Origin of the sequence: Mesorhizobium sp. LNHC229A00 (assembly GCF_000502415.1) — a bacterium.
Taxonomy (GTDB): domain Bacteria; phylum Pseudomonadota; class Alphaproteobacteria; order Rhizobiales; family Rhizobiaceae; genus Mesorhizobium.
The window spans coordinates 38,919-51,853 of sequence record NZ_AYWQ01000010.1; the positions used below are offsets into that span (position 1 = coordinate 38,919).

9 protein-coding genes and 2 pseudogenes are annotated in these 12,935 nt (G+C 62.8%); 5 read left to right on the forward strand and 6 right to left on the reverse strand.

Annotated elements, in window-relative coordinates; translation table 11 throughout:
* From mltG to gmk, 3 genes and pseudogenes are all read left to right on the forward strand, one after another.
* Positions 1 to 1,149 (forward strand): annotated as a pseudogene (mltG, locus tag X742_RS149725) (endolytic transglycosylase MltG); the annotation flags it as partial.
* Between the two features lie 155 nt (positions 1,150 to 1,304).
* Complete coding sequence (locus X742_RS149720; RefSeq protein WP_023773398.1) at positions 1,305 to 2,195, forward strand: YicC/YloC family endoribonuclease; 891 nt, start codon at positions 1,305 to 1,307, stop codon at positions 2,193 to 2,195.
* 21 nt (positions 2,196 to 2,216) lie between these two features.
* The gene (gmk, locus tag X742_RS149715) at positions 2,217 to 2,873 is read left to right on the forward strand and encodes a guanylate kinase (RefSeq protein WP_023773399.1); all 657 of its coding nucleotides are present in this window, start codon (positions 2,217 to 2,219) and stop codon (positions 2,871 to 2,873) included.
* A gap of 51 nt (positions 2,874 to 2,924) precedes the next feature.
* On the opposite strand, the gene rsmA is transcribed toward gmk, so the two are convergent.
* The 6 genes and pseudogenes from rsmA to lptF all read right to left on the reverse strand — a co-directional run bounded on the left by rsmA (position 2,925) and on the right by lptF (position 10,443).
* Positions 2,925 to 3,761: a 16S rRNA (adenine(1518)-N(6)/adenine(1519)-N(6))-dimethyltransferase RsmA gene (gene rsmA / locus X742_RS149710; protein ID WP_023773400.1), complete on the reverse strand. Its 837-nt coding sequence runs from the start codon at positions 3,759 to 3,761 to the stop codon at positions 2,925 to 2,927.
* Positions 3,761 to 4,680, reverse strand: a pseudogene (locus X742_RS01000000170315) (4-hydroxythreonine-4-phosphate dehydrogenase PdxA). Before X742_RS01000000170315 ends, rsmA begins: the two are co-directional and overlap by 1 nt.
* Positions 4,681 to 4,693: 13 nt before the next feature.
* Entirely contained in the window at positions 4,694 to 5,626 is a 933-nt protein-coding gene (locus X742_RS149705) for a peptidylprolyl isomerase (protein WP_023773401.1), read from the reverse strand.
* An 88-nt stretch (positions 5,627 to 5,714) separates the two neighbouring features.
* The gene (locus X742_RS149700) at positions 5,715 to 8,159 is read right to left on the reverse strand and encodes an LPS-assembly protein LptD (protein ID WP_023773402.1); all 2,445 of its coding nucleotides are present in this window, start codon (positions 8,157 to 8,159) and stop codon (positions 5,715 to 5,717) included.
* Positions 8,159 to 9,244 (reverse strand): LPS export ABC transporter permease LptG, encoded by a 1,086-nt coding sequence (lptG, locus tag X742_RS149695; protein ID WP_023773403.1) that lies wholly within the window; start codon positions 9,242 to 9,244, stop codon positions 8,159 to 8,161. The genes X742_RS149700 and lptG overlap by 1 nt, the downstream gene beginning before the upstream one ends.
* Positions 9,241 to 10,443: an LPS export ABC transporter permease LptF gene (lptF, locus tag X742_RS149690; RefSeq protein ID WP_023773404.1), complete on the reverse strand. Its 1,203-nt coding sequence runs from the start codon at positions 10,441 to 10,443 to the stop codon at positions 9,241 to 9,243. The genes lptG and lptF overlap by 4 nt, the downstream gene beginning before the upstream one ends.
* A 363-nt stretch (positions 10,444 to 10,806) precedes the next feature.
* On the opposite strand from lptF, the gene X742_RS149685 reads away from it, so the two are divergent.
* A complete protein-coding gene (locus X742_RS149685; RefSeq protein ID WP_023773405.1) occupies positions 10,807 to 12,366 on the forward strand; it encodes a leucyl aminopeptidase in 1,560 nt (519 codons plus the stop codon).
* Positions 12,367 to 12,375: 9 nt separating this feature from the next.
* Positions 12,376 to 12,825, forward strand: a complete 450-nt coding sequence (locus X742_RS149680) for a DNA polymerase III subunit chi (RefSeq protein ID WP_023773406.1) — start codon at positions 12,376 to 12,378, stop codon at positions 12,823 to 12,825.
* The last annotated feature ends 110 nt before the right edge of the window (positions 12,826 to 12,935 follow it).

Here is a 12,935-nt window from a genome sequence, read left to right on the forward strand (position 1 = left end):
TCGCGCAGCCAGGTCGTCGTGTTCATGAACTTCGTCCTCTCCGCGGTGATGCTGATGGTTCTGGCGGCGGGCGTGGCCCTCTATTTCGGCAAGCAGGAATTTACCGAACCCGGCCCATCCGCTAATGGCGACACTTTCCTTGTCAAGCCCAGCACCGGGGTCCAGGACATTGCCGACCAACTCGAGCGCCGCGGACTGATCAGCGACGCCCGCGTGTTCCGCCTCGGCGTGCGTGCCTTCGGCAACGATTCCGCGCTCAAGGCCGGTGAGTACGAGATCAAGCCCAGGGCATCCATGCGCGACATCATGGAACTGCTGAAGAGCGGCAAGTCGGTGATGTATTCGCTGACTATTCCCGAGGGGCTGACGGTCGAGCAGGCCTTGCAGCGCATCGCCGACGAACCCGCTTTGAGCGGCGATATGCCGGCGAAGACGCCCCCCGAGGGCAGCCTTGCCACCGACACGCTACGCTTCACGCGTGGCGCAACGCGTCAGCAGATGGTCGACAAGCTGCTCGCCGATCAGAAGAAACTGGTCGATGAGGTGTGGCAGCGGCGCGCGCCGGATCTGCCCCTGGCCAGTGTCGAGGACTTTGTCACCCTGGCCTCGATCGTCGAGAAGGAAACCGGCAAGGGCGATGAACGCTCACGCGTGGCCGCCGTCTTCCTGAACCGGTTGGCCAAGGGCATGCGTCTACAGTCCGATCCGACCATCATCTACGGTCTGTTTGGCGGCAAGGGCAAGCCGGCGGATCGCCCGATCTATCAGTCCGACATCCAGAAGCAGACGCCTTACAACACCTATGTGATCAGCGGCTTGCCGCCGACACCGATCGCCAATCCGGGCCGCGCGGCCCTTGAGGCCGTGGCCAATCCGTCGAAGACCGAAGATCTCTATTTTGTCGCCGACGGCACGGGCGGTCATGTCTTTGCCTCGACACTGAACGAGCATAATGAAAACGTCGCCCGCTATCGCGCGCTGCAGAAGAAGCAGGCCGATGAGGCAGCCAAGGCTGCTGCTGCCGCCGGTACCGGCGGCAGTGCCGACAAGCCTGCTGACGACAAGCCTGCTGACGACAGGCCTGCCATTGACAGCGGCACCGATGGCGACAATGGCGATGCGGGCGGTGATGCGGGCGCGGCCCAGTAAGGCGAAGAAAAGCGTTGCCTGGAAGGCGGCGGCCTGACATTTGAAGGAACGCCAGGCGTCCGATTTCGACGTATTCGCGGAGTGATCATTTTAAGCCGCACTTGTCCCTCCGGAAAACCGGTTTCGGGGTGAGGCGCCAGGGATGTGCAGGCGACATGAATTTGCAGAGCATGACCGGTTTTGCGCGCGCCGTCGCCGAGCATGACGGCACCTCCATTGCCTGGGAAGTCAAATCCGTCAACGGCAAGAGCGTTGAGGTGCGGTTGCGGCTGCCTCAGGGGTTCGAGCGGTTGGAGCCTGTGCTTCGGCAAACGCTGCAGAAGCGTTTCGCGCGCGGCAACTTCCAGGCGACGCTGACCATCGGCCGTGCCGCCGGCGCCCAGGCGCAACCAGTGGTCAACGAGGTGTTTCTGAAAGATCTCGCCGGCCTGGCCAAGCGATTGCAGGAACAGTTCGGCGTTGCGCCCGCGACGGCTGACGGATTGCTGTCGCTGCGTGGTGTGCTCGACGTTCCCGAAACCATCGAAACCGACGAGGCGCGGGCCGCGCTCGACACCGCCATCATGGCCGCGCTCGACGTGGCGCTGAACGGCCTGGAACAGGCCCGGCAGGGCGAAGGTGCCGCACTGGCCCTGCTGTTGTCAGGTCATATCGACACCATCGAGACACTGACGCTGCGCGCGGAAGCGGACCCGTCGCGCGAGACGGTGGCGATCCGCGAACGCATCGCCGAGCAGGTCAGGCTGTTGATGGACGCATCCGCCAATCTGGATGCAAGCCGATTGCACATGGAGGCGGCGTTTCTTGCCACCAAGGCCGATATTCGCGAAGAAATCGACCGGCTGAAAACGCACGTCGCGTCTGGCCGGGCCCTGCTCGAGGGCGGCGGCGCCGTTGGCCGCAAGCTCGATTTTCTGGCACAAGAATTTAACCGTGAATCGAATACGCTGTGTTCGAAGTCGAATGCCGCCGCCGTCACCGCGATCGGGCTGGAACTGAAGGCGGTCGTCGACCAGTTTCGTGAACAGGTCCAGAATCTGGAGTAGCCGATGGTTGCCAAGGAACCGATGGTTGCCAGGGATTTGGGATCCCGCATCCGCCGCCGGGGCTTGATGCTCGTCCTGTCGTCACCATCGGGTGCCGGCAAGTCGACGATCGCGCGCAACCTTCTGGAGAGCGATTCCAGCCTCGAACTGTCGGTCTCGGTCACCACAAGGCCTCGCCGCGGCTCGGAAATCGAGGGCGTTCACTACCATTTCCGCACGATGCGCGAATTCGAGCGGCTGCGTGATTCCGACGCGCTGCTCGAGTGGGCCGAAGTGCATGGGAATTGCTATGCGACGCCGCGCGAGCCTGCCGAACTGGCGCTGGCGCAGGGACGCGACATGCTGTTCGACATCGACTGGCAGGGCGCCCAGCAGCTCAAGGAGAAGATGCGCGCCGACATCGTCTCGATCTTCATCCTGCCTCCGTCGATGAAGGAATTGAAGGCTCGGCTGAAGCGCCGCGCCGAGGATCAGGAAGCAGTGATCGAGACGCGGCTCAAGAACGCCCGCAACGAGATCGAGCACTGGAAGGAATATGACTTCGTCATCGTCAACGACGATCTAGACCGTGCTTTCGCTGAAGTGCGCGGCATCGTCGTGGCCGAGCGGCTGCGCCGCGACCGCCGGCCGGGTCTTTTCGATTTCGTATCGGGCTTGCTGGACGAGAAGACGGATTGACCGCTTTTTTCCTTCTCTCCAGACAGCCCTGCGTGAGCGGGGAGGAGAGAGCTAAACCGCATTGGTCAACCGCACGAACTCCTCGACGCTAAGCGTTTCGGCGCGTCGTGTCGGGTCGATCCCCACTCGTTCGAGCAAGGCCTCGCCGCCAAGGCTTTTCACGCTTTGCCGCAACATCTTTCGGCGTTGGCCGAAGGCGGCTTCCGTGACCCGACCGAGTTTCTTCACATCGGCGGGCAGGGGTGTCGCGCGGGGTTCGAGATGCACCACCGAAGAGGTGACCTTGGGCGGTGGCGTGAAGGCCTGAGGCGGCACGTCGAAGGCGATCCTGGCCTGCGTGCGCCAGCCGGCGAGCACACTCAGCCTGCCATAGGCGTCGCTGTCGGGCGCTGCGACGATGCGCTGGGCGACCTCGCGCTGGAACATCAAAGTCATCGAGGCATAGAACGGCGGCCAGTCCGTGACCGTCAGCCATCGGACCAGCAGTTCCGTGCCAATGTTGTAGGGCAGATTGGCCACGATCCGCACTTGCCCATTGTCTCCAGCCGCCGCGGCGAGGGCGGCGAAGTCGGTCTTCAGCGCGTCGCCCGAAATCACCTCCAGCCGGCCGGGGTAATGAGCCGAGATTTCGGCAAGCGCTGCCAGGCAGCGTTCGTCGCGTTCTATGGCGACGACCCGGCGGGCGCCGTTGGAAAGCAGCGCCCTCGTCAGCCCTCCGGGCCCAGGCCCGACCTCGATCACCGTGGCATTTGTCAGGTCGCCGGCGCTGCGCGCGATCTTGCCTGTCAAATTCAGGTCGAGCAGGAAGTTCTGCCCAAGCGCCTTTTTCGCCTGCAGTCCATGACGCTCGATGACGTCGCGCAGCGGCGGCAGCCCATCGATGCTCATCAGGCCCCGGCCTTCGCGTCGGTGTCGGCGAGTTTTCTGGCGAGCTTCAGCGCCGCGATCAGGCTGTCGGGCCGCGCAATGCCCTTGCCGGCGATTTCGAAGGCGGTGCCGTGGTCGGGCGAGGTGCGGATGAAGGGCAGCCCCAGCGTGACGTTGACCGCGTCGTCGAAGGCCAGCGCCTTGGCCGGGATCAAGGCCTGATCGTGATACATGCAAAGTGCCGCGTCGTAGCCTGCTCGCGCCCGGGCATGGAACAGCGTGTCGGCGGGCAGGGGGCCGAAAGCATCGATGCCTTCGGCGCGCAGGATGTCGACCGCCGGGCGCACGACATGCTCGTCTTCCGTGCCCATGGAGCCGCCTTCGCCGGCATGCGGATTGAGGCCGGCAATGGCGAGCCNGCCAGGGCGATGTGGATGGTGACGGGAACCGTGCGCAGGTCCGGGCCTGCCAGCATCATCACCGGCATCGCCTCGACGCCGCTGTGCCGAGCCGCGAGATGCGCCAGATATTCGGTGTGGCCGGGAAAAAGGAAGCCCGCATCGTAGAGCGGCTTCTTGGCAATCGGGCAGGTCACGACGGCGGCGGCCTCACCGGCAAGGCAGGCGGCGACCGCTCGGTCGATCGCTTCGACGATGCCGGCCGCATTGGCCGGGTCCGGCCGGCCGGGGCTGTCGATGAAGCGGGCCGTCAGCGGAACGACCGGCAAGGCGTGGCCAAAGACCTCGGTCGCCTGCACCGGCGTCACCTCCTCGACGGGCAGCAAAACGCCGAGGTGGCGCGCGCGTGTGGCGACCGCAGCCGGGTCGGCCAGCAGATAGAAGGGGGGCAAGCCGACATCGTCACGCGCAAGGAAGGCGGCGATGGCTATTTCAGGGCCGATACCGGATGGGTCGCCGACACTCAACGCCAGCGCGGTCATCGCGCTACCCACGTCAGCGCTTGACGATGCGGGCTTTGGCCTTCAGCTCGTCGACATATTTCTTGCTGAGATCGTCTGCGGCCTTGTCGTTGGAACCTTCGCTCTGGAACACCATCTGGGCGGTCTTGTCGTCGGACACTTCGCGCGAAGAGCAAATGCCGATGAATTCGACGCCGCGTTCGGTCTCGCGCGTAACGGTGGCGCCGCCGACCTTGGTCGCTTTGATCTGCTCGGCCCAGTCTGGCGGCAGTTGCGGTGCCAGAATCCGGCCGAGATCACGAACCGTGACGTCGATCAGGCCCTTGGCGAACTCGCGCGTCGTGTTGCAGCCGTTGAAGCGAGCGCGCATGGCGTCGGCCTCGCGCTTGCGCTTGGCCAGCGTCGCGCTGCGTTCGGCCGCGGGCACGACGAAGATGACCTGCTGCAGCATGTATTCCATGGCGCTCGGCTTGGCGCCGCCCTTGTCGAGCATGCGTCGCACCGCGTCCTGTTCGGTCACGCTGCCGCCTTCGCCGGAACGGTAGCGCGCGCTCAGGGCCTGATTCCAGGCCATCTGGGCGCGGATGAACTCCTTGAAATGATCCTTGCCGACACCGGATTTTTCCATGACGCCGTCGAGTTGGCCGAGCTGCATTTTGTTGTTGGTGGCAAAGCGCTGATAAGCGGCCTCGACCTGGGCATCGTTGATGCGGATGCCAAGCCGCCTGGCCTCGGCGAGGCGCAGCGTTTGGTCGATCATTTCCTGGCCAGCATCACCCTTTTTGCGCTGCAGCTTCAGGAAGGCGGCACGATGGGCGATATCACCGGTGGTGATCGGTATGTCGTTGACGACGTATTTGATCTCGCTGGCGAAAGCCGGCGGCGTCATGACGGTCATCGACACGGATGTCGCCGCCACAAGCAACGCGAACCCTGCTGAAAAGAGGTATTTCCTCATCCTTGGCATCCCAATTCTATTCCCGGCTCCGCCCGTTCCGTCCCCTTCCGGATGCGCGAATCCGTGCCAGCCCTATGCGGCGAAACGATGTCGCCGCCTATTGGATGGTGTCGACTCCGTTGCTCGACGAGCCGAAGTCGCCGAGGGTACGGAACGAGAGGTTGAATCCGATGCTCTGCGTCACTTCCCTGGTGTTCAGGTCACGCGACTGCGCGTACGTCATCAGATAGGTGAAGCAGGAATCGTTGTAGGCGAAGCCCACCCCGTCCTTGACCAGCAGGCCCTCCTGCAAATCGTAGGTTCCTGTCCCGAACACGCGCCAGTTCTCGGCAAGATGCGTGGATGCGCCGAGCGTGACCTCGTGACGGTCGCTGGTGAAACCGTAGAGCGGCTGGGCCTGGATGAAGGCATACTTGGCGCTCAACGACACCGGCAGGCCGGAATAGGCCGCTTTCAGCTCGGCGCGGCGGATCTCGAAGCTCTGTTCGTCGAACCGGCCGCTCACCGATGCCGCGAATCCATTGGGGCTGGTTATGCCAAACAGGCCGACATAGTCGGACTTGGTGGTCTCAAGGCCTGAATTCGCGCCGACATTGACGAGGTCGGGTGCGGCGAAGGAGTTCTCGCCGCCAATCTGATAGGATTGGCCGAAGATGGCATTGGTGCCCCAGCCATTGATGTAGGAGCCGGAATAGCGCAGCCCGACATTGGCACGCGAGCCACCCTCGATACGGTCATAACCGGAGAACTTGTCGCGCTCGAACAGCGTGGTCGCATCGAAAACCATGCTCTGCGCGTCTTCGTTCGGAACGGAGAGGCCGCCGACATACTGTTCGTTCGGACGCAGGAACACCTGCGCCATCGGCTCGACAACGTGGCTCGACCCGCTGGCCAGCGAGAACAACAGGGGCCAGCTCATCTCGAGCCCGGCAGTCGCCATGTAGCGGGCAAAGGACGAGCGCATGTCTTCGCTGGTATTTATCACAGGGTTGGCGGCCATCTCCTGAATGGCCGCGAGCGAAGCTGATGAAGCTCGGACGTAGTCAACGTCGCCCTGGAATGCCAGCAGCGGTGTCAACACCAGCCCGTCATCGGTGACGAAGCTCCGTTTCCACTCCGCCTCAGCGGTGAGGCGGCCGGACTCGCCTTCGATACCGCGCACGCGCTGCGCAAACGTAGAAGAGTCGTATGGCGTGTTGAAAGCCTCGTCGAGATCTTCGCGGCGGATGACGCGCGTATTGACGTTGAGCGACAACTGGCCGCCGGCGACCGATGTGTCGGGGATATAGGCATAGTCGAGCGAGGGCAGCACCCAGGGCTGCTGACCGCTTCGCGCGGCGGGATTGTCGTTGGGCGTATCTTCCTGGACCTCGAAATGCATGGCGCGCACGTCGAAATAATTTCGGTCATTGAGGCCCGTGAGGTAGACCGAGGACTGATGGACGTACGAATTGTACTTGGCGATGTTGTAGGTATTCGAGAAGTTCTTGTCGGTCTGCAGCAACACGTCCCAGCCGAAATTCCAGCGTTCGTTGATGGCGAACTGCCCTTGCGTGCCCATCATGCCGCGGAACTTGTTCGGATCGCCCACCGCACCGGAATCGATATTGTGGCCAGCGGTCGAGGGGAACGCGGCGCCGTCGAGGAAGTCGTCCGGATTCTGCTGCTGGATCCCGGCGACCTTAAATGTGTATTCGCCGTTGTTGAAGCGCTGGCGCCATTCGGCTTCGCCAAGGAAGCCCTGCTTGGTGTAACCGCTTCCGGTCACAGTCAGATCATATGTCGGCGAAAGGGCGAAATAATAGGGAACCTTGACGCTGTACCCCAGATGGCTGTTGTAGCCGATGCTGGGGATCAGGAAGCCGCTCTTGCGCTTCACTGTGGGATCGGCGATCTCGAACGCCGGCAGGTAGGCCAGCGGAAAGCCGAAGAACTCGAAATTCGCGTTCTCGAAGCGAACCGTCTTCTTCTCACCGTTCCAGATGATCTTCCTGGCTTTGACGCGCCATGTCGGCGCCTTGTCGGGCTTGTCCTCGCAAGGTTCGCAGGCGGTGTAGACGCCATTGTGGAAGGTGGTCAGCACACCGCCCATGCGTTCGGCGCTTTCGGCGGCGAAATAGGCCTTGTCGACCGTTTCAACGCGCAGCGCGTTGACGAAACCGTCGGCGAAATCGTCGGTGATGTCGATGTGCTGCGAATTGATCTTGGTGCCGTCGCTGTTGACGATCTCGACATTGCCGCTGGCAACCATCCGCTTGGTGTTGCGGTTGTAGACGACCTTCTGGGCGACGAGACGGTTGCCGCCATAGTCGATCTGCACGCCGCCGACGGCGGTCACGGTCTGGTTGTCGTTGTTGTATTCCAGCGTGTCAGCGGCCAGCAGCATCTGCGAACCGGATGGAACGGTGGTCGCCAAGTTGCCGACCTCCTGCGCGAAGGCCGGCAGCGGGACGCCGCAGGCAAGCAGGCACGCCAAGGCGCTCGCCGCATAAAGGCGCGCCAAATGGGCCTGCCTGTCGCTGGGCAAAAACGCCTCCCTCACTAGCCGTCTTCCTTGTATAGCAGGAAAGTCACCCCGAAGAACATAGCTACCACGACCGGCACCCAGGCGGCTATGGCTGTCGGCACGAACCCCGCCACGCCGAACGCCTTCACCAGCACCGAAACGACATAAAGCAGAAACCCGGCAACGACGCCACCCAGAATCATCGTTGCCGATTGTCCCATCCTCGCAAACCGCATTGAAACTGTTGCAGCAATCAGCGTCATGGCGACGAGCAGGAACGGCAACGCCACCAGCGAATCAAACTGCATGGCAAAGGCATTTGCCTTGAGGCCGAAGGAACGGGCAACCTCGATTTTTCCGGGCAGGTCATAGAAGGGAATTGTCTCCGGGCGCGCCAGCCGCTCCTGCACGAATTCCGGCTTCAGATTGGTCGGCACACGATCGCTCGCGACGGGCTGGATGGTGCCGTTCCTGAAGGTCTTTACATCCTGCAATTCCCAATAGCCGTCGCGCAGGTAGGCCCGTGCGGCGTCCTTGCGCTCGACGATGTTGCCTTGCTGGTCGAGGATGAAAAACACGGCATCGGCCATCTCCAGGCCCTGGTCGAGGATGGCCCGCGCGCCGATGATCGTGTCGCCGGAACTGGTTTTCTGGCGAATCCAGGGCGCGGCATCTGCTGAAATGGTATTGGATTTGCCGGAGCGCAGCTCGGTCTCGATCTGTTCGGACAAGGAGAAAGCGTGGGCGGCAAGCGGGTTGATGATCCCGACCGACACGACGCCGAACAGCAATGCGCCGATACAGCACGGCAAAAGGAACTGCCAGGCGGAAACGCCCGCGGACCGCGCGATGACGAGTTCGTAACGTCGGTTGAGCGAAACCAGCGTCGCCATCGCCGAGAACAGGCCAACAAACGGCACCGTCTGCAGCATGATCATGGGCATTCGAAGGCCTGAAATGGCCATCGCCGTCCCATAGGTGAAGCCCGGCAGGCCGGTGGTGCGGCCCGACAATTCCGTGAAATCGATCAGGAATACCAGCGCGAGAAGGCCGATGAAGAACCAGATCGTGATCGCCACGTAACGGAAGAAGAAGTAACGGCCCAGCGTCCAGCCCATCAGCCGACTCCCTGGCCCGAGGTGTCGCGCCTGGACAAACGCGCCTTGAGGGCATTCCACCCTTCACCGATGCGGCCGGCCAGGTTTGTCATCCAGTCCGCCCAGGCAACCGGCAGTTCCATGGTCCTGTTCGACACGATGAACCAGATCGCCACCGCGGAAGCCGCGATCGGTATGCCATAGACCACATAGGAATATTGCGGCACCTCGTCGGCCTTGCTCGCGGCGAAGAATCCCAGCCAGCGTACGAACAGCGATATCGCGATGGCGGTGATCAGCGGATTGACGCGCGCCTCGCGATGCGAACGCGCGTCTCCCGCGACCGCGAGCGCGATCAGTGCGAAAACCATGGAGTATGTCCATTCCGAAAACCGCTGGTCGACCTCCGCCCGGTACTCCTGCGGACTTTGCTGGTAGTTCTTGTCGTTGGGGCTTGGATTGAGCAGGTACTGGGTGGTCTGGTCCTTTGGCAGGAGCGTTACCTGGTTGGCCGCCGACATAAAGGCCGACATGTCGAAGGCATAGGACGTGAACCGGATGACACTGAGGTCGCCTGTCAGCGTCTTGCGATGGATGACGCCGTCATTCATCATCAACACCTTTTCGCCGCCCCGCTCGATGATGCTGCCGGTCTTGGCATAATAGACGAGATTGACGCCTTCCTCACGGGAATCGGCGACGAAGATGCCACCCAGCCGGTTGTCGGGAAGCCGCTCGCCAATCTGCAGGAACAGTCCTTCCTCGATCTTGCGGAAGGTGCCTTCCTGAATGATCAGCGACAAAAGGTCGGCGCGCGACTCCGCCACCAGGGCGCGGTTCTTTTGTCGTGCATAGGGGTCGATGCCGTTGTCCACGGCGAACGAAAAGACGCTGGCGGCCAGCGCCAGCAGCATGATCGGCCGCACGATGAGCCAGCGCGAGGCACCCGATGCATTGACCACCGCGAGTTCCGAATCCGAATTCATCACGCTGAGTGTCTGCGCGACCGCCACCACGAGCGCGAAAGGTACGACGATCGGAACGATGGACGGGAGAATGAGAGACGCGACCTCGAAGAAAGTCAAAGCCGACTGGCCGCTGTCGGTGACCAGATTGATCTTGGCCAGCACCTGCGTCGTCCACACGATGGCCAGCGTCCAGACCAGCGCTGCGATGAAGACAACGAAAGTGCGGCGCATGATGTAGCGTTCAATGACCTTCATGAAGGCTTTACTCGATTTTCTCGAACGGCATCATGCCACCACGCTAAGGGTAGCTGTCCGGCCACGCCCGCACAACTGGCTCCGTTGGGCTGCATCAGGCAGGCGATCCGGTTCCCGTCCCACGTCGCGTGCCGCAGCGGGTCGGAGTGTCGGCGGCAATGGATAAGAAAGGACGAACATCGATGGTTAACAACAGGTTGCGGCATGAAGCGGGGCCGTGCCGCGACGAATCGCCTTCGATTCCACGTCACATATGGGTAGCCATTTTGGCAACGTCTTGCCAAATGCAGGAAAACGACCAAATGTCGCGGATCGCTTCAAACCGCTTCGCGCAAAGTCGCCCAATCCCGAAAGCAGGACATGATGAACCCGAGACCGTCGATCGCCTTTGCGAAATTCGCCGCGCCCCAGGCGGCGGCGAGCAGGAAGGGCACGGTCTTCGTGCTGTCGGCGGATAATGGCGGCCTGAGCGATGCGGCCAGGGCTTACGATCCGGGCAAGACGCTGGATCGGGCTTTCCCGATCGCCGAGTTTACCGGCAAGCTCGCCGGCATCGTCGAAATCCTGGCGCCGCAAACAACGTCGCTCGACAGGTTGGTCGCGATCGGCGCCGGCGAGGTCGCTGGGCTCGACGAATATGCCTGGCTGAAGCTCGGCGGCACCGTTGCGGCATCGCTGCGCAAGGCAACCGACGTGGCCGTGGTGCTCGACCTTGCCGGCGCCTCGCCCGATGGCAAGGACGCCGCGAACCTCGCGGCGGGCATTCTTTTGCGCAGCTATTCCTTCGACAAGTACAAGACCAGGAAGGATAAGGACGACGGACAGGGGGGCGGTCAAGGGAGCGGCCAAGGGAGCGGCCAAGGGAGCGGTAAGGCCGACCCGAAAAGGCCCGTCAAGGTGACCATTCATACCGCCGATCCTGCAGGCGCCAAGAAAGCTTTCGCCGATGCCGAGGCGGTGATCGACGGTGTGCTTCTGGCGCGCGATCTCGTCAACGAACCGGCAAACGTGCTGGGACCTGTCGAGTTCGCCGCCCGCGCCAAGGAACTCGAGGCGCTCGGCGTCAAGGTCGAGATCCTGACCGAGAAGGAGATGAAGAAGCTTGGCATGGGCTCGCTGCTGGGCGTCGCGCAAGGCTCGCCCCGAGGCGCCCGCATGGCTGTCATGCAGTGGAACGGTGGCAAGCCCAAGGACAGGCCTGTCGCCTTCGTCGGCAAGGGTGTCACATTCGACACCGGAGGCAATTCGATCAAGCCGGCCTCGGGCATGGAGGATATGAAGGGCGACATGGGCGGGGCTGCCGCCGTGACCGGGTTGATGCATGCGCTCGCCGCGCGCAAGGCCAAGGCCAATGTCGTCGGCATCATCGGTCTTGTCGAAAACGCCGTCGACGGTCATGCCCAGCGCCCCGGCGATATCGTCACCTCCATGTCGGGACAGACCATCGAGGTGCTCAACACCGACGCCGAGGGGCGCCTCGTTCTGGCCGACGCGCTGTGGTACTGCAACGACCGCTTCCAGCCAAAATTCATGGTCAACCTGGCAACGCTGACCGGCGCCATCATGGTTGCGCTCGGCCTGCATTATGCCGGCCTGTTCTCCAATGACGACGAACTGGCGCAAAGGCTGACCGCGGCCGGACACTCAACGCAGGAACGGCTGTGGCGCATGCCGCTCGGCGCCGAATACGACAAGCTGATCGATTCCAAGAACGCCGACATGAAGAACATCGGCGGCCGCTACGGCGGCGCGATCATTGCCGCGCAGTTCCTGCAGCGCTTTGTCAAGGACACGCCCTGGGCGCATCTCGATATTGCCGGGACCGCGATGGGCTCGCCGTTGAACGAGATCAACCAGTCCTGGGGTTCGGGTTTCGGTGTTCGGCTGCTGGACCGGCTGGTGCGTGATCACTACGAGAGCTGACGTTCATCCATGGCCGATGTGCTGTTCTACCATCTGACCGAATCGACGTTGGAGGATGCGCTGCCGGGCCTGCTCGAGCGCAGTGTCGATCGCGGCTGGCGCGCCGTGGTGCAGACCGGCACCGAGGAGCGGCGCGACGCGCTTGACCAGCATCTGTGGACTTTCCGCGACGATTCCTTCCTGGCGCACGCGACCGATCGCGAAGCTTACCCCGGTGAACAGCCAATCCTGTTGACCACCGGCGACGGCAATCCCAACCAAGCCAAGATCAGGTTCCTCATAGACGGCGCGGCGCCGCCCGACCTCGGCGGCTATGAGCGTGCGGTGTTCCTGTTCGACGGCCATGACGCGGCCCAGGTCGAGATGGCCCGGGCGCATTGGAAGACGATGAAGGACGCGGGCCACGCCGTGACCTACTGGCAGCAAACCGCGGACCGCCGCTGGGAGCGCAAGGCGTAGGGCAACCCACGGAAAGTGTGGACCTATCCCGGGAAAAGCGCGCAGCGCTTCGCGTGGCGAATTGCACAAGAACGAAGCGAGAAACGAACAACAGCTCCAGCCCGGCGGCT